Here is a 20921-nt window from a genome sequence, read left to right as displayed (position 1 = left end):
GTGCGTGCTCATCGGGACGCCACCGCCCGACGGCGTGCCACGAGGATCCCGACGCCGGTCGCGATGGCCAGCACGGCGCCGGCGACGATGGCCGCGACGCTCGCGCCGGTCGAGGCGAGCGGGCCGCCCGGGCCGCCGCCGCCCGTGCCGCCCGTGCCGGACGTCGCGGGCGACGTCGGGTCGGAGGTCGCGTCGTCGTCCGTGGGGGTGGTGCCGGGGTCGGTCGTGCCCGGGTCGGTGGGCGGCGTCGTCTCTCCTGGCTCGTCCGTGGGGACGGGCACGGCCGTGACGGTCGTGGTCGCGGTCCCGGCGTCCTCGAGCGTGACGGTCTCCTCGTCCGTGCCGACGAACGTGACGACGGGGACGTCGAAGATCGCGTCGCCCGCGGCCAGGGCCGTGAACGTCAGCGTCGCGAGCGTGACGTCGCCATCCAGTCCCGGCGAGGTGCCGAGACGCGTGTGCGCGACGGCGACCGTCCCGGCGCCGTCGTCCGTCGCGTCGGAAAACCCGCCGTCGGGCGTGACGGCGCTGTCCTCGACGTACTCGACGAGCTCGGGGTCGTACGCGACCGCGAGGTCGTAGGCGTAGACGTCGGCGGCGCCCGTGACGGCGACGGTCACCTCGACGGGCTCACCGGCCTCGACGGTGGCGGGCGCGTCGACGGTGACGTCGGCGACGGACGGGGCGGCCTGGGCCGCCTGGGCCGTGAGCAGGCTCGCGGCGAGCGTCAGGCCGCCGACGAACGTGGCGCGTCGTCGTGCCCGACGGCGCGTGGGGGTGTGGGTCATGGGGGAGCGGTTCCTTCCTCGGGCGGCGCGGGCGCGTCCCCGGGTCGAAGGGGTGCCCTGCCGCGACCGATGCTCACAGCACCGTGTTTCCCGACCGTTTCGACGGTGTTAGCGCAAACACGCACGCGGGTCTCGGTTTCGTCTCGCGCACCGAGCGAGACCGGCCGCCGTGGGAGGGCGGAGCTGCGCTCGTGCTGCCACCATCGGACGAGGCGGACGGGGGAGTCGGCATGACGGTCTTCGGGTGGTCGGTGGTCGGGACGGCGGGAGTCCTGGCCGTGACGTTCGCGGTGCAGTGCGTGCTCGCGCCGATGACGGTGGGCACCGTCTGGGACAAGCTCGGCCGCAGACGACCTCTGCCGTCCGGCTTCTCACGCGACGCCGCGCCGCCTGCCGCTGGCGACCCGGGGTCGCTCCGGTGGGCGGGGACCTTCGGGCGGAAGTCCGGGGACCTCACGGCCTTCGCCTGGGCGGAGGCCCAGACGGAGTGGGGGAAGGAAGCCGAGCGGATCCGCAGCACCTTCCTCCTGCGGACGCAGTCCACCGCGGAGAAGTGGCGCACGATCTTCGCCGGCCTGCTGGCCGTGTTCGGAGCCGTCCTGCTCGTCGACCCGCAGCTGCCGGAAGGGCAGACGCTGGACGCGGCGGCCTACTACCTCGTCATGGGCGCGCTCGTCCTCGGCGCGCAGGCGGTCGCGTACACGGGCTGGGCTGCCGCTGGTCTTCCGAAGATGATGGTCGACGTCGACGCCGAGACGGCGTTCGTCGAGACCACCTCGCACGCGGCGCGCTCGCTGGCGAGGCTGCGCATCGGTCTGGTCTGCGGCGCGCTGTCCGCTCTCGCACTGGTCCTCGCCGCGGGGTACCTCCTCGCACCGGCGACGTGAACGTCACATGGCCGCAGGCCCTCACCTGGCGGCTCGCGCGGCACCTTCTCGACCCGGTCGGTGGCGAGCCGCTCGCCGGCGTCGTCCGTCGGCTCGGCGCGGTGCCCGCCGCGGCCGACTCCGAGCTCGCGATCCGGCTGCGGCAGTCGTCGTCGCGACCGGGGGAGGTGGTGCGGGCGCTCGCGGACGGCGAGCTGCTCGCCGTCTACGCGTTCCGCGGCGCGACGCACCTCGTGACGCCCGAGGACGGCGGTGCCTACCTTGCGCTGCGCGCCGCCGGCCGGATGTGGGAGCGCGCGAGCTGGCGCAAGTACTACCGCCTCAAGCCGGAGGACTGGCCGCGGCTGCGCGAGCTCGTCCGCGAAGCCCTGAGCGACGGACCGCTGACCCGCGCCGAGCTCGGCGACGCCGTCACGCGCGACGCCGCGTACTCCCACCTGCGGCAGGCGTTCGCCGACCCGGCGCACACGTTCCTCAAGCCGTTCGTGTGGCAGGGCGACATGAGCTTCGGCTCCTCGCGCGGCCAGGAGCCCACGTTCCGGCGTCTCGACACCAATCCCCGCTGGACGCCGTGGCCGGACCTCGACGAGGCGGGTCGCCACGCCGTCCTCGCCTATGTCGGTACCTACGGTCCCGCCACCGAGGCGCACGTCCAGTACTGGCTCGGCGAGGGCCTGGGCGCCGGTCGTGCTCGCGTGCGCCGGTGGTGGGCGGACCTCGCCGAGCGGTTCGCCGAGGTCGACGTCGAGGGCGAGCCCGCGACGGTGCTGCGCGAGCACGCCGACGCCCTCGCCGAGACACGGCCGTCGACCAGCGTGCGCCTCCTCCCGGGGCACGACCAGTGGGTGCTCGGGCCGGGCACGGCCGACGCGCACGTCGTGTCACCGGAGCAGCGCCAGGCCGTGAGCCGCGGAGCGAACCTCGTCGTTGTTGGTGGCGTCGTCGCGGGCACGTGGGCGGTGTCCGGCGACGACGTCACGGTGACGTGGTTCGACGGCGCGGGGTCGGCGCCCGAGGCGCTGGCACCCGGGGCGCTCGCGGACGAGGTCGAGCGACTCGGCAGGATTCTCGACCGGCCGCTGCGCTCGATCCCGACTCCCTGAGCCGCGCTCCGGCGCGTCAGTGCTCTCCGTCGAACCGGAGGAGCGAGTCCCCGTCGTCGGATGCCCAGTCGTGACCGACCCACTGGACGTCGCGGACCTCCGGCCGGCGACGCGTGACGAGCGCTGGCTCGATCTCGTCCCACGCGCGCGCGCCGCGGGCCCCGTGAAGACCCTCAGACTCTTGGGGTAGATGCCTGCGACGACGACGGCACCCTGAGCGACGAGATCTCTCCCGACACGACGCGTGCCCCGCTGTGGTGTCCGGCGGTAGACGACGGCAGCGATGCGGAGCGAGCCGTCGGGCGGCTCCTCAGCCGTCGGCATCGATTCCGTCACGGCCGCGCTTCCGAACTTCGGATCGTCGCCGAGACGGGGCCGGCTCCGGGTCCGCGCCGAGCGCAGACCGAGCGCCGTCGACGGCGAGCACGGCACTGTTGTTCCGTACAGCGGTAGCGCTCATCGAGCGACGGCGCCTGCGGAGCCTTCAGGGAGGCAGAGTCTCCCACGGCGGCCCCTAGCCTCGGGGCGCGGTGTTCGCCGCCCTGCTCGCTCTCTCGATCTGTCACCCTTCCTCCGTGAGATCACGAGCGACGACTGGCAGCTTCATGGCGCGCGACGGCGCCGGTGCGGACGAGAGACAAGCACTCTGCCGTGCGGTGCTGCACGCGCTCCAAGACCGGCTGACCTCCATCGATGTCGACGTGTACTCGGACGAGCCGTGGCCACCTGACGTCGAGTGGGCGGTGGCGGCGCTCTCCGACCGCGCCGTCGAGCAGCGTGGCCGGCTCGCCAAGCGGTTCGGCTGGGCTCCGGGCGTCACGGTCCGACTCGACCCGAGCGTCGACCGTGACCTCGACCTGGGCGCGGCGATCGCGCCGTACACGATCGCGATGACGGGAATCGCCACGAACGGAGGCGTCGTCGTGTCGGCGGACGACACCGGCAGCTCGTTCGTCGTCGAGCTCACGCCCACGGAGCATGCGGCGGTCCTCGCCCGTCTCGCAGAGCTCGGCGTGGGCCCAGACGTGCTGGTCGTGTTTGAGAACTGAGGGCAGGACGCAGCGTCGATGACGGCGCGGGCACGGTCCTGTACGGTCCGGCATGAGACCGGGTCGACCGGTGACGAACACCCGGGAGGCCATCGTGGCGCGAGGACGGGCCGCACGGGGCGACACCGCGCCTTCCTCCGAGTTCTGGCGCCTCGTCGCACTCGGACACGGACGGTGCGACGCAGACGCCCTCGTGCCTCTGCAGCTCGCCTTCGACCAGCCGTCCGAGCGCCCGGCGCGCACGTTCGCCCGCGACTTCGCGTTGGCACTGGAGGCTCTGAATACTCCCGCCCACGCGGCACAGCACGTGCGCGACCACTCGGAACCGCTCGACAGTCCGCTCCTTCCCATGTCCGACGACGTCTTCCTCTCCGCGCGCTGCGCGGTCATTGCCGCGGGTCGAGAGGAGTGGGAGAGGGTAGTTGCTGACCCGGCGGCTCTCTCCGGCCGCTGGCACGTCGCCGACGGCGAGCTGTTCTTCGCGGTCGTCCACGACATCGCGATGGACGCCGGAGAGGACGCGCTGGACGAGCTCGCGGGTTCGCAGGCCCAGTCGGACGACTCGTGGCTCGGCGGTGGTGGCGGTTACGACGTCGGCGTACCACTCCCGGCGGCGTACCGCTGGGCCGAGGTCGAGCTCGGGGAGGCGCTCGCCGCGAGCGACGCATGGCGCGCATGGTGGTCGGCCTCGGGGCGTGACCGGCTCGACCTCTTCCCCTTCATCAGCCCCGAGCCGTCCGACGTCGTCCGGCTTCGACGCCGTCGCTGCTCCTACGAGCTCGAGATGACGCTCGACAGTGCTGGGATGCACGGGGAAGATCCGCAGCAGCTCGCCGACCTCGCCGCGGTCCACCTGCGGGTCCAGATCGAGGCAGTCCGGGAACGCCTGCAGCTCCCGCCGACTCCGCCGTGGCCGGAGCTGCCACCGGTTCCAGACGACCTGTCGTGCTTCGAAGAGGAAGACCCGGTGACGTCCGAGGAAGTCGGCGAGGCGCTTGCCGAGCTGGGCATGGGACAGGAGTTCATCGACTCCGTCGTGCGCGCCACGAGGTGGTCCTAGCCCCGCACACCGGAGGCCAGTCCGGCATCGTGGAGCGGCGCCGGCTCACTCCCGGGCCGCACGTGTGTCCGGGTGGAGAATGCTCGTATGGCGACGGCAGGGTCGGCGCCGGCCGGAGGCGACGACGTCGCGCGTCTGACGGACGCGCAACGCGCCTTGCGCGCGCAGATCCTCGCGACGGAGCACTGGAGCCTTCTCGCGTCGCGATCGACGACGCAGAGCGAGGTGCTGACGCGTATCGCGATCTTCCTCACGCTCGTCTCGGCGGGGGTCTTCGGGCTGGGAGTGCTCGGTAACGCGACGAGCTTCCGGGGTGGGTTCGCGGCCGTCGCTATCGGCGTGCTGCTGCTCCTGTCGCTGCTCGGCGGCGTGACGCAGTTGCGCGTGTTCGCCACGGCAGAGGAGGACCTCGCGCACGTGCTCGCGATGAACCGGCTGCGCGGCGCGTACGTTGACCTCGACCCGGGCGTCGAGCGGTACTTCCTCATGTCGGCCGCCGACGACCTGGCCGGTGCCAACCGTACGTACTTCCCGTTCGCGTCGCGGGACCGGACGCAGATGCTCGCGAGCTCGATGATGCTCATCCTCGTCGTCGAGTCGGTGCTCGTCGGGCTCCTGTGGGGGAGCGTCGTGTGGGCGCTGACCGACGCCGCGGGGTGGGCGATCGTCGTCGGCGTGGTGGCTGCGGTGACCAGCTTCGTGCTGTGGTTTCTGCGCGGCTACCGGAGCTACCGGGCGCTGTGGCGCCGGCACGTGCCGCTGCGCCGGACCACGGCAGACGGGCGGTCGGTCCGGGACGCCAGGGAATAGTGCTTTCGGCGGCTCGGCTCTCGGTTGACCGCTACGGTGATGAGACAGGAGAGTGTCCGCCGTGGACGACTCCACGGATCGGTTCCCCTGCCCCTGCTGCGGGCACCTCACTTTCGGCGAATCGCCGGGCAGCTACGAGATCTGCAACGTCTGCTATTGGGAGGACGACGCGCTGCAGCTCCGATGGCCTGAGTGGGGCGGCGCCGCGAACACTCCGTCGTTGATCGATGCTCAACGCGCCTACGCCGTGCTCGGCGCCGCGGAGGCTCGGCTCGTCACTCACGTCCGGCCACCGACTTCGTCCGAGTCGATCGACACTGGCTGGCGCCCGATCGATCCGGGGTTGGACGACTTCGAACGACGCGGGCGACGGAAACGTCGCTGGCCCGAAGACCTCACAGTCCTGTACTGGTGGAGACCAACCTATTGGCGGAGAAGGTGACGAGTTTCAGGCGCGAGCCCGCGAGCGCGTTCTCGAACCCATCTCGATGCCGACGACGGGAGGGCGCGTGACGACCGCGGCGAACGAGATCTCCTTGAGCGTGGACGAGCTCCGCGCGGTCACCGGCTTTGCGGCGCAGTGCGCGATGACCGCGCTGCCGCTCTTCGCGAGGGAGTATCCCGACGACCCCCGACCGCGGGAGGCGATCGATGCGGCGCTCGCGTTCGCCGACGGTGGCAAACGGACGAACGCGCTCCGAAGGGCTGCTTTCGCCGCGTTCGCGGCGGCCAAGGAAGCGTCGACGCCCGCTTCCGCGGAGGCCGCACGAGCGGCGGGTCACGCGGCGGCTGCTGCCTTCCTGCATCCTCTCGCCCAGGCGACCCAGGTGAAGCACATCCTCGGCTCCGCGGCGTACGCGGCCCGTGCGGCGGAGCTCGACGCAGGCGACGGCCGCCGGGTCGGGGACGAGTGGGTGGATCGGGCGCAGGAGAGTGCGCCGGCCCTCGTCGCCGAGGTGCTGCGCCGGTACCCGGCGGCTCCTGACGGTGGTCGGCGCGTCGGCGAGCTCCTCCGGAGTCTCGACGCCGCCTTGCGGCGCTGAGGCTGCGGTCCAGCGGAGCGGTCTGCGTGCGTCTGCACCAGTCGCACCTGTCAGCGGCGATGGATCCGCTGCGCGATCAGGTCGACGACTGCGGGGACGCCGTCGTGCTGCCACACGCGGTTGCGGCGGAGTCTTGTGCGCTCGCGGAGGACGCCGGCGTCCGCGAGCGGGGCAAGCGCACGCTGGGCGGCACTCACCGACACGGTGGGGGTGGGTGCTCTCCGTCGGTGTGGTGGACGCTGCGGCCAACCTCGTCCTGTGGTTGCCGCGTTGCGACTGGACCTACCGGGCACTGGCACCGGACGCGTACTGCTGCGCCGCGGCTCGCCAGCTGGAGCGGTGCTGGGCTAGGACGTGTCTCCCAATGTCGGACGGCTGTCAGCGCGTGGAACGATCGGCGCCGTGAGTACGAGCGCAGCACACGCGGCGGCCTTCTATGAGGAGGCGCTTCGCGAGCAATCGGTGTGGACGATCCGCGACAGTTCGGGATACCCCGCCCCGCTCAACGCCGACGGCGAGCGAGCCCAGCCTTTCTGGTCGCTTCGAAGCCGCGCGGTGCGCATCGTGACGCAGGCCCCCGCCTACGCAGGCTTCGTCGTCGAGCAGTTTTCGCTGGACGACTTTCGGGAGCGGTGGCTCAGCGGTCTGGAAGGGGACGGGATTCGAGTCGGCCTGAACTGGTCCGGGACGCGTGCGACGGGCTACGACATCGCAGCCGCCGATGCGGAGCGGAACCTCGCCGCGGCAGGACGAGGGCCGACGATTGTGTGAGCTCCGTCGAGCGTCACACCACCCGAGAGCGTGTTTGGGGGACACTCCCTAGCCGGACAGCTGGTCGAGCCAACGCCGGAGGCGTTCCGCAGTCTGGTGCAGGTGAAGAGCCGCCGGGTCCGTTCGTGTCCCGAGGGAGGCGACGACGTGCTGGACGTATTCCGAGGCCTCGTCGGATCGGCCGAGGCGAGCCAGCGTCACTGCGACCCTGCACGGGCCAACCGCCCCAATCATGGCAGGTGAAGCCCTTATCGCATCAACGAGTGCTGAAGGATCGGTAGACAGCCTTCGCAGGTAGGGCTCGCCGTAGTCTCTGGTCGCAGCAACGAGCTCGGCCGCCACAGAGTCGGCCGTCTCGCGAGATACGAGCCACTCCCGCCAAGCAGGCTTCGGCATCAAGTAGCCGATGCTGGTCGTCGTGGTGGCTGAGCGATAGCCGCCGTCCTTGTCGGCGCTGTCGACGAGCTCACGGACCACGGTTTCGACGTCTTCACGCCGCAGGTGTACGTAGAGGGTTACCAAGGCCTCGCCCGGCGCCGTGCGCCTGGACGCTACGCCGGTGGCGAGGACTCCGGTAGAGCCGGGGACGAGCGGTTTTGTGAACCAACCAGCCGCCCGGGGTGTCCACCCGATCGCGTGCATCGGGTCGCGCACTGCCTGCTGGATAAGCTGTCGCCCCGTCGTCACCGCGGCACAGTATCCAACTCCAACCAGGACACGGAAGGTGACCCGGAGGGTGACTGCTGGTGCTAGCGACACTTGTCACGGCGGGGATCGAACCAGCTCACTCCGTGGACGCGGTGCCCTCGCTCCAGACGACGTCTGATCTCGTGCTTCTCAGTGGCGTCAGCCTGCTTCGCGAGTTGCACCCCCGCAGCGCTACAACAAGCGAGGAGACACGATCGAGTTGTAGCTGACTTCGTAGTCACCCGCTTCGATGATCTCGACGACGGTCTGCAGGAGCGCTGCGAGGGAGGGTGCCTTTGGCTCGTCGAGGTCTGGAACGTTCGGGCGAAACAGGACCTGGCCCACGCGCCCGGCCTCGCCAGGCGCCATGTCGATCGCGTAGCAGTCGCCATCGCTGGCGAGAAACGGGATCCATGCCGGACTCCAGACGAGGTCCGTATACGAGGACGGCTGGGGCGCAGACATACTCAGGTCTCCGACGACTGCATCCAGCATCTGGTGCATGTCGATGATCTCGCCTACGCCGAGGAAGCGGTGATAGTTGATAGACCCGCTCGCCCCAGCGACGTCGTACTGGCCGTTCGCCACCGTGAGCAGGGCCGCCAGCTCGAGCGGGACCGGACGGCCGAGAGCCTTTCCAAGGCGCTGCAGTTCGTCCCGGCTGGCTGGTGGTCTGAAGGAAGCCGTTGGAGCTGGCAGGGCTCGCTCCAGCGCCGCGCGAACTTCCGCGAAGCTGGCAACCACCGTCGCCTCTGGGTTCATGCGGCAGAGACTACGCATGCGGGGGACAGTGAGACGATGCGCCCTGACTGCGGGCGTGGTACTCGGTCGCCCATGGCTATGCGGATGTTGAGGGCGAGCAGATCAGCTCGTTCGCCCCCGATGGCATGCGAGAGGCCCATCGCGCCTGCAGCGCGAGGGCCCCTCTCGGACCCGGCCCGGCTCGAACGGGCAGCCACCCTCACCAACTGCAGGCTGGGCGCGCCCTTACCGGGGGTAGGCGCGTCTTGGGCGGGCTCAGAAAGGAGAGTACATCCGGCGGCGGACCAGGTCAGCCTGATTGGGGGACATACCCTGGGGGACGTCTCCTGAGTCGACGGGCTGCTGTGGTGAGCTCCTGGTCAAGTGGCGAGCGCGAGTGAGGCATGGCGCTACCAGAACTGCGTGCCGCCGACCCCCTCGACGATGTCTGTCCAGAACGGGACGGGGCGGTAGTGCGTGCGACCAGTCGCCACGCCAAGAAACTCGTTGGCGCAATAGTCGGTCAGATCGACGCCGTAGTGAATCACGTCGGTCTGGTAGACCGAGAACACTGGCGCACCTGGCCGCTCGGGAGCGGCTGGTATGTAGCGGTGCCCGTAGATCGGCACGAGAGTCGGAACCTTCTCGAGATGGTGCCGGGCGACTTCCTCGGCAGCGGACTTCGACGCTGGCCGTTCACCCCACGCTGGCATCCAGAATCCGCGCTCGACATCGAACAGCACACCCTCGACAGGCCAGGCAAGGGCCTCACGAACTCGACCGGAGTCCCCGAGCCAGTCGATCCATCCCTCGGGTGTCGCCTGACGCAGGACGGCGGCGTGGTCACAGTGGAACGTGAATCCGTAGGTCGCCTGAATGTCCCTGATCTCCTTCTCGCTGAGACCGGGCCCCAGATCGAGGCGTGAACGACGCAGCACCCGCAAGGCACGATCAGCGACCGGAGTCATGCCGGTGATCATGCCAGGGCGCATGACGCTCTAGGTCCGTCCTTCTCTGTGCTGGCTCTGCGGCGAGTCCGTCCTCGCACGCGCAGCTGCTAGGGCATGTCTCCCAACCACACCCAGCTCGCAAGGTCAGGCACCAACGGCGTTGGGACGGTGATCCGACCGCAATGCGGCTTGCTCAGATGATCGAGGACCGTCGTATTGCACCTGCGTGGCGCAGTTTCCGCTGTGCCGAACGGAGAAATGCGACCGCCTCGGCGTCCGAGTACCCGAAGGTGTAGATGCTGTCGAGCCCGGCGCCGTAGACCTCGCTTGCCCAAACGAACTCTGTGGCCACGAGCGCACGTGTCCAGTCTCTTGCGGTCAACGGCTGGCCCGTCCAGATGAGTTCAGCGATTCGCTGGCCCTCTCTGAACAGGTCAGCGATCGATTCGAACCCCATCACTCGAACCAGGTCCTCACTGGCACTTGCCGGCCCGCCCCAGTCGCGTAATCCCCAGCGCAGGATCGCGCGCTCGTCGTGGGTCAAGTCAACGTCGATCTCCTGGCTCACGCGTGCAGCGTAGGGGACGGTCCGCGCAGTGGTGTCGGTGTCCGCACAGTTACGAGACACGCCCTAGTGGTGCCACCATACGGGGCGCGTACTGCGGGTCTGGCCGCAAGTGTGTGACCTCTGGCGCGCCCGTCAGCGGCGATGAATCCGCTGCGCGAACAGGTCGAGGACCGCAAGGACGCCCTCGTGCTGCCATACGCGGTTGCGGCGGAGCCCTGTGCGCTCGCGGAGGACGCCGCTGTCGGTCAGCTGGGACAGCGCACGCTGGGCGGTGACGTCGCTCAGGCCGAGGTGGTTCGACAGGAAGCGCGCGTTGACGACCGGGTGGGCGACGAGGTGCGGGACGACCTTCCACGCCGCGGCCTGGGACCGCAGTCCCGCCAGCTTCTCGCGCGCCTCGGCGACCTGGCCCGCGAGGCCGTCGACGAGCCGCATGCCCTCCGTGGTCGCGTAGCGGCTGGCGCGGGTGAACTGCTCGACGATCGGCCCGGCGTCACCGTCACGGAAGGAGGTCAGGGCGTCGAAGTACGCCGTCGTGTCGACGAGCAGGCCGGCGGAGACCGGCGCCGTGGTGTGCCGGGTAAGACCCTTTGCGCGCAGCATCGCGTGGACCAGGGCGCGTCCGGTGCGGCCGTTGCCGTCGGTGAACGGGTGGATCGTCTCGAACTGTGCGTGGGCCAGGGCAGTCTGGACGATCACCGGCAGATCGTCGCGACGCATGAAGGCGACGAGATCCGTCACCGCGGAGGGCACCAGACCCGGCTGAGGCCCGACGTGTGTCGCGCCGCGAGGGCTGATGCTCGACGACCCGACCCACACGAGCGTGTCGCGGAACCGACCAGCGTGGTCCTCCCACCCGGCCTGGCCCGAGAGCAGCTCGCGGTGCATCGTGAGGATCGAGTGCTCGTCGAGACGGTCGGCCAGGTCGAGCGCGGCGTGCATCGCGCGCACGTTCGCGACGACGGTGCGCGCGTTGGGACTCGTGGACTGGTCGATCTCGGCGAGGGCGAGCTGCCGAGCACCGACCGTCAGATTCTCGATCTGCGACGACGACGCAGACTCGGTACGGAGGAGGATCGAGGCCATCGGTCCGAGCGCCGGGCTGTCCGGACCGAGCGTCGCCCGCGCGTACGAGTCGAAACGCGCGAGCGCGGCAGCTGCGTCCTCGGCGTCGGCCGCAAGGTCCGGCGACAGCACAGGAGTGAACGTCGCGAGAGGCGCAGGAACGGTGGACTCGTAGTCGCCCGAGCCCGCGGCTACCTGAGCGCGGGACGACATCCCGTCCGTCTCCGCGAGCCAGCGGTGAGTCTCCCGTCCCACAGGAGGAACGGCGAGCACCCCTCCGGGAAGTGTGTCCACCCCCTCACTGTACTAACACTTTCAGAGAAACTGTTAGTAAGAGCGCCAGCGTACTCACACTTCGTCTCGACGTGCGCTGTGGCGAGAGTCATGGGCTCGGAGTGCCCGGAAGGCTCATGCCGTGGACGACATGGATGCATCATGTATCTATGCCTCGTACCACCAGCGGCTCTGCGACCGAGCAGGCCTACCGTCACGTCAAGCGACACGTCCTCGACGGGAGCCTGCCCGGCGGGACGATGACGAGCGAGGGCGAGATCGCCGAGGAGCTCGGCGTGAGCCGCACGCCGGTGCGGGAGGCGTTCCTGCGGCTCGAGGCCGAGGGTCTGCTGCGCCTGTACCCGAAGCGTGGGGCGCTCGTCGTGCCGATCGCGCCGGGGGAGGTGGACGACGTGCTCGACGCGCGGCTGCTCGTCGAGACCCATGCGGCTCTCGGCGTCGCGCGTCTCCCGGACAGCGAGCTCACCGCTCTCGTCGCCCTGCTGCGCGACCTCGTCGTCGCTCAGGAGGCCGCCGTCGCCGACCGCGACGTCGCCGAGTACGCCACCCTCGACGCGCGGTTCCACGCCGAGATCGTCGCCGCCGGTGGGAACGACCTCCTCACGGCCTTCCACACGAGCCTGCGCGAACGTCAGCAGCGCATGGTCGCGCACAGCGTCCGCTGGAACGAGAGCCGCGCCGCGACGTTCGTCGCCGGGCACCGCGCGCTCGTCGACGCGCTCGAGGCCCGCGACACCCGCACCTACAAGCGCCGGATCCAGCGCCACCTCGACGACGCGCGGACCGGTCTGTGAGCCGCGAAACTGACGCCCCGACCGCGGTGAGCCGGCAGACCGGGGAGGCTCCGCGCGTCGGGCACCGGGCTTGGCTCCCCGTCGCCCTGGTCATGGCCGTCGTCGCGTGGGGCGGCAACGAGTTCACGCCGCTGCTCGTCATGTACCGGGAGGTGGGGCACTTCTCGGCGGTGACCGTCGACGCGCTGCTCGCCGCGTACGTGCTCGGCATCGTGCCGGCGCTGCTGCTCGGCGGTCCGCTGTCCGACCGGTACGGGCGCCGACCCCTGCTCGTGCCTGCGGCGCCGGTCGCGCTCGTCGGTTCGCTCGTGCTCGCGGCGGGGGAGTCGTCGGCCGCGCTGCTGGCCACCGGGCGCGTCCTGTGCGGGGTGGCGCTCGGGCTCGTCATGGCCGTCGGCACCACGTGGGTCAAGGAGCTCAGCGACGCCGCGGCGCAGCAGTCGGGCGTGCCCGACGGCGGGTCCGGCGCCCGGCGCGCGGGCCTCGCCCTCACGCTGGGGTTCCTCGTCGGGGCCGGCGTCGCCGCGGTGCTCGCGCAGTGGGCGCCCTGGCCCACGCACGCCGCGTACCTCCTGCACGCGACGCTCGCGGTCGTGGCGGGGGTGTGGGTGCTGCGCGTCCCCGAGACGCGCTCCGGCGCGGGGGTAGGTGTCGACAGTGCGGAGCGGGGACGTCTGGTCGACGACCTGCGCGTCCCGGCCGTCGCGCACCGGCGGTTCCTGCGCGTCGTCGTGCCGGTGGCGCCCTGGGTGTTCGGGTGCGCGGGCAGCGCGTACGCGGTGCTGCCCGGTCTGGTCTCCGCCAGCGCGGGCAGCGCACCCATCGCGTTCTCCGGGCTCATGACGGTGCTGGGGCTCGGGTGCGGCGTCGGGATCCAGGTGCTCGGCCGACTCATCGACACCCGGCACAGCGCGCGGGCGTCGGTCGTGGCGATGTCGATCGTCGTGGTCGGCATGGGGCTCGGCGCCCTCGCCAGTGCGCGGCTCGACCTGCCGACGGCGCTCGTCGCCGCCATGGTGCTCGGTGCGGGGTACGGGCTCGCGCTCGTCGCCGGGCTCAGCGAGGTGCAGCGCATCGCGACGCCCGACGACCTCGCCGGGCTCACCGCCGTGTACTACTCGCTGACGTACGTCGGGTTCTGCGTGCCGGTGGCGCTCGCAGCGCTGTCGGTGCGGTGGACGTACGCGCAGATGTTCCTCGGCGGACTCGTCATCGCGGCGTTGTGCCTGGTGGTCGTCGCGTTCGCGTGGCGGGCGCACCTGCCGACGGGGGAGCGCGATGCCGTGCTTGACCCCAGCGGCGAGACCGACCGCACAGCCGCGACCGGGGCAAACGGTGCTCTCGACGAGGTGCGGATGGGGTAGAGTATCCGAGGCTTCACGGGGTCCGGTCCGCACGGATCTGGCTCGGTGATCCAGCCACGGGCTGTGGCGCAGCTTGGTAGCGCACTTGACTGGGGGTCAAGGGGTCGCAGGTTCAAATCCTGTCAGCCCGACCGTGTGATGTCTCAGGACATCGGAATGGCCGGACCTACGTTTTCGTAGGTCCGGCCATTCGTCGTTTCGGGGTAGGCCCGGGTGGTCGGCTGGTGGGCTGGTAGTCGCGTGCGGGGTCGAGGGTGAGCTCGCGCAGGATCTCGCCGGTGGCGCGGTCGATGATGCGGATGTCGAGGTCGTGGACCAGGAGCAGGACGTAGGTTCCGGCGTAGGTGCGGCCGATGCCGATGTGGTGCAGGCGGCTGGCGTGGCGCAGGGTGACGGTGCCTGTGGCAGAGACGCGGTCTTCGCGGATGCGGTCGCGGGTGTCGGCGGTCCAGGCGGTGCCGGGCCGGTCTAGGGTCTGGCGGTGTAGGCGGTCGCCGGAGTGGCCTGGTGTGGCAGAGATCGGAGGGGGCGGTGGTGATTGCAGTGGTCGGCGAAGGTGTCGAGCAGGGTCTGCAGGTCGCTGAGGGTGCGGGGCTGGGCGGTTTGGGCGCGCAGCAACTTCTTCATCGCGGCTTCGAAGCGTTCGACCTTGCACTGGGTGTTGGGGTGGTCGGGTCGACCGTTCTGGACGATGCCGCGGGCGCGCAGTTCGTGCTCGAGCGCGGTGCGTCCGCCGCGGTATCGGTGGCTGGTCAGGCGCACGGTGTAGTTCAGGCAGTTGTCGGTCAGGGCCGAGGCCGGGTGGCCGTGCTGGTGCGCAGCACAGCAAAAGCTGTCGACTACAACCGGAGCGGAATTGCGGCGCGTGAGTGGGGCGAAAGGGAGAGACGCAGCCGAGCAGAACCTCCTGGCGCGCCCTATGACCTCAAATACTCGCAAGACGTAGGCTCCTCTGGGGCTATCGAGCAGGCATCGACATACACCATTGTCAATGCCGACGTAATGGACAATTCCGGACTGGATAGGGATACCTTATGCCAATAGTAGAGCGAACCACATTCCTTTGCTGGCGTAAGAAACATTGCTTCCTGGGGCGACACGGATATCTTCCCTTTCCCCTTCGACAATCACGTCCTACACGACATGCCCGAAGCAATCGCCGATCTACTGATGTCGATGGGCGAAGACTTCAGTAGCAGTCTTGAAGCGACCCCCATGTCGAGCCACGCAACTCTTGCGCCGGTAGGGTACACCGGCTTCAGGTGGGCCACGCAGATCGACCCCATCTGGAACGCATACCTGCTCGGGCTGGTGCTGTCCCTTGCCGAAAGAATCGAAGACGCGCGGATTCCGAAAAGTGAGCGAAAAATCTTCTCGTATCGCTACGAGGGAGACTCGGATCGACTGTTCGAACTTGATGGATGGACTCGCTTCCAGTCTCGCTCCCGGGAATTGGCCGAGCAATACCCCTACGTCGTAACAGCCGACATCGCCGACTTCTATCCCCGGCTCTATCATCATAGGATCGAAAACGCTCTACAAGCGGTGGACACGTCGGGTGCACGCCGACGTAACGTCATGAAGATTCTTGGAAAGATCTCAAACTCTGCGTCCTACGGGCTCCCCGTTGGCGGTCCAGCTGCCCGCATGCTTTCCGAGCTCACAATTAATGAAATTGACCTTCTGATGGAAGCCGAGCGGGGCGAAAGCGAATTCTGTAGATTTGCTGACGACTATCGCATGTTCGTTCGTGACGTCCCGACTGCATATCGAATGATCGGTTCGCTCTCCGACAAACTACACTCGAACCAAGGGCTTTCGCTACAGAAGAGCAAGACTGCAATCTATCCCGCGGATGAGTATCTCTCGATTCTCGACCCGCCTGAGCCCGCGGAAGGAAGCGCTGCGAAGTTCCTCAGTCTTCACCTGCACTTTGACCCGTACTCTGAGACCCCTGTCGAAGACTATGATCGCCTGCGCAACCAGCTCGAGCAGTTTGACATTCTGGATCTACTGCGCCGCGAACTCGTCAAAGGGCAGGTCCATGCCTCGGTGACCAAGAAGTTGGTCAAAGCGCTTCGGTTCTTGGACGAAGGATCACGGGAACTTGCGATTCGTTCGCTGCTCGACGAGGGCAATTTTGAGCGCCTGGCGCCCGTAATGCCGCATGTTCTCATGTCAATTCACTCCAGTCTCGAGGGGCTCTCGAGAGATTTCGCTCTTTATGTAGCATCCGAGATTAGACGCAGGATCGATGCGGATCACTACATTGTAAGAATTGAGCTGAATCTAGCCTACATGATCCGAGTTTTGTCCACGGTGTACGCAAAAGAGAGCGAACTTCTTCTCATACGTCTTTTCAATCAACCGCATGGCTTTCGATCTGCGCCCTCTCCCGTAATCCAACGGGACATAATGCTCCTGTTGGCCAGATGGGGTGCGCGCTATTGGGTTACGAACCAGCGGTCGCAGTTCCAACATGCGCATCCTTGGGTACGGCGGGCGTTCGAAGTTGCGTCCTTTACGCTTGAGGACGAGGGACGGCACTGGCGGCAAGGCCAGCGCAGGGCGCTGCCAGCATACGATCAGATTGTCCTAGAGTGGGCATCGGAGCGGATCAACCAACCCGGATGGGAAATCCCCTTGTGATCTCGACACGGGTCTTTGCGCGATCTAACTCGATTTGGACAGAGCTGTCGCCCACTCTGGAACAGATCGTACGATGGCTAAACGAAATGAGCGAACAGGTAAATGCGCGGGTCCCAACCCTTGGTTCAGAGGTAAGGAATAGTTCTTTGATCGCCGAGGCAGCCTTCGCTTTGGTGGCACGCGGCGATTCGATGCGCGAACCAGTAGCGATGGGCGCGGCGGTGGAATCGGCACGCAGGTATCTGTTGGGATTTTCACTCAATCCGCCGAGTGATCACTCGCTTGACGGGGATGAGCTTGAAGAGGTGCGCCAACTTGCTGACGCCCTAGCAAGGATGACTCGAGAATTCGTTCACATCGAATTTTGGCCCTCAGTTCCGGGTTGTGGGGTCGTGGATACAGGACATGCCGACATCGTCGCAGACGGCTGCATCTATGAAGTAAAGTCGGTGTCCCGCAAGTTTCGAGCAAGTGACGTACGGCAACTTCTCACGTACTGTGCGATGTTCTCGGCAAACGGACGTCAATATGCGGAAATGGGGTTAATCAATCCACGACTCGGAACGCGTGTCAATGTATCACTCGAGTTCGTAGCGCAGGGCGTCAGCGGACTGTCTTGGGCGGAACTCGCGCGCGAGATCATCCGTCGTATGACGGAGCTCCAGGTATCCGGGTAGGGCGGAGGATCAGTGCCCACGTTGGGCTCGCTCTACTATTCGCCTGAACTGCGATTGTGCAACGCACATACGGGTTAGTTCGAATTGAGCGCGGCCTGGATTGAGTTGCTCCCATGCTTGGAGACGTCTGTCACTCGCTATCACGCCAGACGATTTGGGCCGCTCGCTCTATCTGTTCTACGAGCTGTAGCAGGTGGTTTCCAGACCGGGCGCGATCCACTGCTGGCGACCAAGTAAGGCCGGGGGGTATATAGTCGTCGCTATCAAGTTGAGATATCGCCACGTTTGTCGTGTGTGTCAAGTCATCACTGATGAAAGGCGTGTTTGTTGCCTCCGCGTGTTGCTTCGCCGCAAGTATGTCGCTCCATGCGCTTCGCGCCTCACGGAGACTCCTTTTCCAACTGTCGTGGTTCGGAGCGTGTTGGGCAATCTTGCCGGCTGCTTCAACTACTTCTTGGCTTTCCGTATGGGTGTCGTCGCCGTTCGAATAGTATCGCTGGTCTAATGCAGCTTCAACACGTTGAATTGCCGCGCGGCGCCGGGGAAGGCGAATGCCTAGGTCTTGTCCCCGAAGGTCTTCGCCTATCATCTTGATAGAGGCGCGTCTCAGCCTCAATAGCGAAAGGCCAACCGTCTCTCTGCCATATCCGACAGCTCGAGACTGGGCCGCCAAGTCGACGACGACTGCAATGAGTACAACGGAGATCGGTATACCGATGAGGGCGGCTACCAAGGAGGATAGATAGTTGGTCGCGAACGGCCGGCTAAGCCACCACTGAGTCCCGTCTATGGCGATAGTGAGTATCGCACCTGCGACCCCGGCGCTGATCATGAGTAGGGCCGTAATTCTCATCCAACGAGGGAGCCATCGGATCGCACCCCCGATCGGCCCGAGCGTGTCTTGATTTCCCCAGAGCTTCATGGGCCAATGGTGCCAGACGTTGCCGCCGGCGGCTCCCTTCCTCACACTGGTCGCGTGTCGTTTCGGTGGTGGAAGGACCTCTGTTGATGCCTGGGTTGCGGACCGCGGAAGCGGTCGAAACGACTGGATGGGGCGACGTGATCGTTTTCGCGAAGGCGCTGAGTTTCGGACGGTGCGCGATTTTCGAGGCGACTTCGAGCACCGTCCTTTGCCTGAGGCCCGTGGTGTCTAGGGAGTATTGCGGGTCCGTTGGTGGCGTGCCCTCGGGCTCACCTGCACTGATGGGGTCGGCTCACTTGTCCGCCGTCACTTGACTGTTTCGTGACTGGTGCAATGCTGACGTCAGCGCGGAGGTGTCAGGTTCCGGTGGACTTCTATCGGGTCTCGAAAGAAATGTCCACACTCACGCCGTTGCCAACGCACTGCGAGTCGGTCTGCCAACTGCCTAGGACTCGAGGTCGCTCGGGAGGTACGGGGCTTGGTGGGACTAGAGAAAGCATCCCGTCCACTCGCGGTGGCGCCCTACGCTGTGCGCATGCCCACAGTCGTCCTTCTCCGCCATGGCCGCACCACCGCGAACGCCGAAGGGATTCTCGCCGGTCGCGCGGGCGGGGTGCGGTTGGACACCGTCGGGCGTGAACAGGCGGGTCGGGCGGCCGAACGCTTGGCGGGCGTGCCACTCGCTCGCGTAGTGACCAGCCCCCTGGAACGGTGCCGGCAGACGGCGCGCGTCCTGCTCGAGAACCAAGCGGGTGCGCCGGAGCAAGTGACCGAGCGCGGCATCACCGAGTGCGACTACGGGCAGTGGCAGGGGCGCGGCCTGAAGGACCTGGCGAAGGAGCCGCTGTGGTCGGTCGTGCAGACGCAGCCGTCGGCGGCTGCGTTCCCGGGCGGCGAGTCGCTCCCGGAGATGCAGGCCCGGAGCGTCGCCGCGATCCGCCGGCACGACGCCGAGGTCGAGGCGAAGTACGGTGCCGACGCCGTCTGGGCGGCGGTCTCCCACGGTGACGTAATCAAGTCCGTGCTCGCGGACGCGCTGGGGATGCACCTGGACCTGTTCCAGCGCATCGTCGTCGGCCCGGCGTCGATCTCGATCGTGCGGTACGGGAAGCACCGGCCGGAGGTGGTGGCGACCAACACCGACGCCGGGGACCTCTCGTGGCTGCGAGCGGTCGCACCGGTCGGCGACGCACCGGTCGGGGGAGGCGCGGGTCCGGGACAGCCTGACGACCCGAGCGACCCAAGTGAGCCGAGCGACCCGTCGGCATCCTGACGAGCTACCTCCAGCCGTCGTGACCAGCGATCGGAAGCCGTCCTGACGGAGGGCGCGAGCGCTCGTAGAGTGGATGCATGCCCACTCTCGTCCACGAGTTCGACTGGCCCGACCGCGTCGTCGTCGGGACCGTCGGGATGCCCGGGTCCCGCACCTTCTACCTCCAGGCCCGATCGGGCACCCGGACGGCCAGCGTCGCTCTCGAGAAGGAGCAGTCGGCCGTCCTCGCCGAGACCATCCAGCGCCTGCTCGACGAGCTCATGGCGGATCCGGACAACCGGTACACCATCCCCGCCGACGTGCCCGCGGAGCTCATCGACAACGACCCCCTCGACCAACCTGTCGAAGAGGAGTTCCGCGCCGGGTCCATGCGGCTCAGCTGGGACCCCCGCACGGCGCAGGTCGTCGTCGAGGCGTACCCGCTCGTCGAGGGCGACCCCGACCAGGAGGACGACGAGCCCGAGCCGGCCGAGGTGCTGCTGGTCAAGATGCCCGTCGGCACGGCGCGCGCGTTCGCCCAGCGCACCCGCGTCGTCGTCCGCTCTGGCCGCCCGCTCTGCCCCCGCTGCGGCCAGCCGATGGACGCCGACGGGCACGAGTGCGCGCTGCCCGACGAGGCGTGACGTCGCCGCACGTCGATCTCGACGAGGCGTCGCTCGAGATCGTCGGACGCATCCGCGCCGCCTCGAACGCGACGTTCCGGGCCCGGATCGGTGACGTCGACGTCGTCTACAAGCCGGTCGCGGGGGAGAACCCGCTGTGGGACTTCCCGGACGGCACCCTGGCCGGCCGGGAGGTCGCCTCGTACCTCGTCTCGGAGGCGCTCGGCTGGGGGATCGTGCCGCGCACGTGGCTGCGCGACGGGCCGATGGGTCCGGGCATGGTGCAGCTCTGGCAGGAGATCGACGGCGCGCAGTCACCGGTCGACGTCGTGCCGACCGTCGAGGTGCCGAAGGACGGCGTGCGGGCGGTGCTGGAGGGCGTCGACGAGGACGACCGGCCGGTGGCCCTGGTGCACGAGGACTCCGCGGCGCTGCGCCGCATGGCCGTGTTCGACGCGGTGGTGAACAACGCCGACCGCAAGGGCGGCCACGTCCTGCCGCTCGCGGACGGGCGACGTCTCGGCGTCGACCACGGCGTGACGTTCCACGTCGAGCCGAAGCTGCGGACGGTGCTCTGGGGCTGGGTCGGGGCGAGCCTGGACGCCGACGAGCTGGACGGCGTCACGCAGCTCCGGGCGGACCTCGGCACCGACCTCGACGGCGACCTCGGCCGTCGGCTGAGCGGGCTGCTGTCCGACGACGAGGTGTCTGCCCTCGCCGCTCGCTGCTACCAGTTGCTGCGCACGGCGCGCTTCCCGCACCCGGAAGCGGGCATGCCGCCCGTCCCGTGGCCGCTGTTCTGAGTCGGTCCCCGTCGTCGCGCT

23 protein-coding genes and 1 tRNA gene are annotated in these 20921 nt (G+C 68.2%); 16 read left to right on the top strand and 8 right to left on the bottom strand.

All coding sequences use genetic code 11. The features are described from left to right. Window positions 1-8: 8 nt before the first annotated feature. Entirely contained in the window at window positions 9-788 is a 780-nt protein-coding gene (locus NFS20_RS07440) for a cohesin domain-containing protein (RefSeq protein ID WP_251151093.1), read from the bottom strand. A 230-nt stretch (window positions 789-1018) separates the two neighbouring features. Here NFS20_RS07440 and NFS20_RS07435 point away from each other — a divergent pair, with 230 nt between their 5' ends. The 8 genes from NFS20_RS07435 to NFS20_RS07400 all read left to right on the top strand — a co-directional run bounded on the left by NFS20_RS07435 (window position 1019) and on the right by NFS20_RS07400 (window position 7511). Then, complete coding sequence (locus NFS20_RS07435; RefSeq protein WP_251151092.1) at window positions 1019-1675, top strand: hypothetical protein; 657 nt, start codon at window positions 1019-1021, stop codon at window positions 1673-1675. Further along, entirely contained in the window at window positions 1672-2778 is a 1107-nt protein-coding gene (locus NFS20_RS07430; protein WP_251151091.1) for a DNA glycosylase AlkZ-like family protein, read from the top strand. The genes NFS20_RS07435 and NFS20_RS07430 overlap by 4 nt, the downstream gene beginning before the upstream one ends. Before the next feature lie 575 nt (window positions 2779-3353). Next, window positions 3354-3827 (top strand): hypothetical protein, encoded by a 474-nt coding sequence (locus tag NFS20_RS07425; protein WP_251151090.1) that lies wholly within the window; start codon window positions 3354-3356, stop codon window positions 3825-3827. Window positions 3828-3879: 52 nt separating this feature from the next. Next, complete coding sequence (locus NFS20_RS07420; RefSeq protein ID WP_285821108.1) at window positions 3880-4887, top strand: DUF4240 domain-containing protein; 1008 nt, start codon at window positions 3880-3882, stop codon at window positions 4885-4887. 87 nt (window positions 4888-4974) lie between these two features. Beyond that, window positions 4975-5697, top strand: a complete 723-nt coding sequence (locus NFS20_RS07415; RefSeq protein ID WP_251151088.1) for a hypothetical protein — start codon at window positions 4975-4977, stop codon at window positions 5695-5697. 52 nt (window positions 5698-5749) lie between these two features. Continuing rightward, a complete protein-coding gene (locus NFS20_RS07410) occupies window positions 5750-6139 on the top strand; it encodes a CPCC family cysteine-rich protein (RefSeq protein WP_353050431.1) in 390 nt (129 codons plus the stop codon). A 67-nt stretch (window positions 6140-6206) separates the two neighbouring features. Beyond that, on the top strand, window positions 6207-6740 hold the full coding sequence (locus NFS20_RS07405; RefSeq protein ID WP_251151086.1) for a putative immunity protein: 534 nt from the start codon (window positions 6207-6209) through the stop codon (window positions 6738-6740). Between the two features lie 402 nt (window positions 6741-7142). Continuing rightward, a complete protein-coding gene (locus tag NFS20_RS07400; RefSeq protein WP_251151085.1) occupies window positions 7143-7511 on the top strand; it encodes a DUF2750 domain-containing protein in 369 nt (122 codons plus the stop codon). 48 nt (window positions 7512-7559) lie between these two features. On the opposite strand, the gene NFS20_RS07395 is transcribed toward NFS20_RS07400, so the two are convergent. The 5 genes from NFS20_RS07395 to NFS20_RS07375 all read right to left on the bottom strand — a co-directional run bounded on the left by NFS20_RS07395 (window position 7560) and on the right by NFS20_RS07375 (window position 11816). Continuing rightward, window positions 7560-8198: a hypothetical protein gene (locus NFS20_RS07395; protein ID WP_251151084.1), complete on the bottom strand. Its 639-nt coding sequence runs from the start codon at window positions 8196-8198 to the stop codon at window positions 7560-7562. 192 nt (window positions 8199-8390) lie between these two features. After that, complete coding sequence (locus tag NFS20_RS07390; RefSeq protein WP_251151083.1) at window positions 8391-8960, bottom strand: SMI1/KNR4 family protein; 570 nt, start codon at window positions 8958-8960, stop codon at window positions 8391-8393. Between the two features lie 389 nt (window positions 8961-9349). After that, window positions 9350-9919: a hypothetical protein gene (locus NFS20_RS07385; protein WP_251151082.1), complete on the bottom strand. Its 570-nt coding sequence runs from the start codon at window positions 9917-9919 to the stop codon at window positions 9350-9352. A gap of 163 nt (window positions 9920-10082) precedes the next feature. Further along, entirely contained in the window at window positions 10083-10457 is a 375-nt protein-coding gene (locus NFS20_RS07380; RefSeq protein WP_251151081.1) for a hypothetical protein, read from the bottom strand. Between the two features lie 132 nt (window positions 10458-10589). Further along, a complete protein-coding gene (locus tag NFS20_RS07375) occupies window positions 10590-11816 on the bottom strand; it encodes a Fic family protein (protein ID WP_251151080.1) in 1227 nt (408 codons plus the stop codon). 149 nt (window positions 11817-11965) lie between these two features. On the opposite strand from NFS20_RS07375, the gene NFS20_RS07370 reads away from it, so the two are divergent. The 3 genes from NFS20_RS07370 (at window position 11966) to NFS20_RS07360 (ending at window position 14105) form a co-directional block, all read left to right on the top strand. Further along, complete coding sequence (locus tag NFS20_RS07370) at window positions 11966-12610, top strand: GntR family transcriptional regulator (protein WP_251151079.1); 645 nt, start codon at window positions 11966-11968, stop codon at window positions 12608-12610. Continuing rightward, window positions 12607-13974 carry an MFS transporter gene (locus NFS20_RS07365; RefSeq protein WP_251151078.1) on the top strand — a complete coding sequence of 456 codons (1368 nt, stop codon included), beginning with the start codon at window positions 12607-12609 and terminating at the stop codon, window positions 13972-13974. The genes NFS20_RS07370 and NFS20_RS07365 overlap by 4 nt, the downstream gene beginning before the upstream one ends. Before the next feature lie 57 nt (window positions 13975-14031). Continuing rightward, window positions 14032-14105: transfer RNA gene (locus NFS20_RS07360), tRNA-Pro, on the top strand. Between the two features lie 337 nt (window positions 14106-14442). Here the strand turns inward: NFS20_RS07360 and NFS20_RS22270 are convergent. Beyond that, window positions 14443-14601, bottom strand: a complete 159-nt coding sequence (locus tag NFS20_RS22270; RefSeq protein WP_353050435.1) for a hypothetical protein — start codon at window positions 14599-14601, stop codon at window positions 14443-14445. A 516-nt stretch (window positions 14602-15117) separates the two neighbouring features. On the opposite strand from NFS20_RS22270, the gene NFS20_RS07350 reads away from it, so the two are divergent. Then, window positions 15118-16623, top strand: a complete 1506-nt coding sequence (locus NFS20_RS07350) for an RNA-directed DNA polymerase (protein WP_251151076.1) — start codon at window positions 15118-15120, stop codon at window positions 16621-16623. Between the two features lie 86 nt (window positions 16624-16709). Then, window positions 16710-17300 carry a hypothetical protein gene (locus NFS20_RS07345; RefSeq protein ID WP_251151075.1) on the top strand — a complete coding sequence of 197 codons (591 nt, stop codon included), beginning with the start codon at window positions 16710-16712 and terminating at the stop codon, window positions 17298-17300. Between the two features lie 130 nt (window positions 17301-17430). Here the strand turns inward: NFS20_RS07345 and NFS20_RS07340 are convergent, their stop codons facing one another. Then, window positions 17431-18222 (bottom strand): hypothetical protein, encoded by a 792-nt coding sequence (locus tag NFS20_RS07340; protein ID WP_251151074.1) that lies wholly within the window; start codon window positions 18220-18222, stop codon window positions 17431-17433. Window positions 18223-18757: 535 nt separating this feature from the next. Here NFS20_RS07340 and NFS20_RS07335 point away from each other — a divergent pair. From NFS20_RS07335 to NFS20_RS07325, 3 genes are all read left to right on the top strand, one after another. Further along, window positions 18758-19495 (top strand): histidine phosphatase family protein, encoded by a 738-nt coding sequence (locus NFS20_RS07335; protein ID WP_251151073.1) that lies wholly within the window; start codon window positions 18758-18760, stop codon window positions 19493-19495. A 77-nt stretch (window positions 19496-19572) separates the two neighbouring features. Then, complete coding sequence (locus NFS20_RS07330; RefSeq protein WP_251151072.1) at window positions 19573-20118, top strand: DUF3090 domain-containing protein; 546 nt, start codon at window positions 19573-19575, stop codon at window positions 20116-20118. Next, entirely contained in the window at window positions 20115-20900 is a 786-nt protein-coding gene (locus NFS20_RS07325; RefSeq protein WP_251151071.1) for an SCO1664 family protein, read from the top strand. The genes NFS20_RS07330 and NFS20_RS07325 overlap by 4 nt, the downstream gene beginning before the upstream one ends. The last annotated feature ends 21 nt before the right edge of the window (window positions 20901-20921 follow it).

This window comes from Cellulosimicrobium sp. Marseille-Q4280 (assembly GCF_943181405.1).
GTDB lineage: Bacteria > Actinomycetota > Actinomycetes > Actinomycetales > Cellulomonadaceae > Cellulosimicrobium.
Note: the sequence above shows the minus strand (reverse complement) of the source record. Positions and strands in the feature narration are given on the sequence as shown.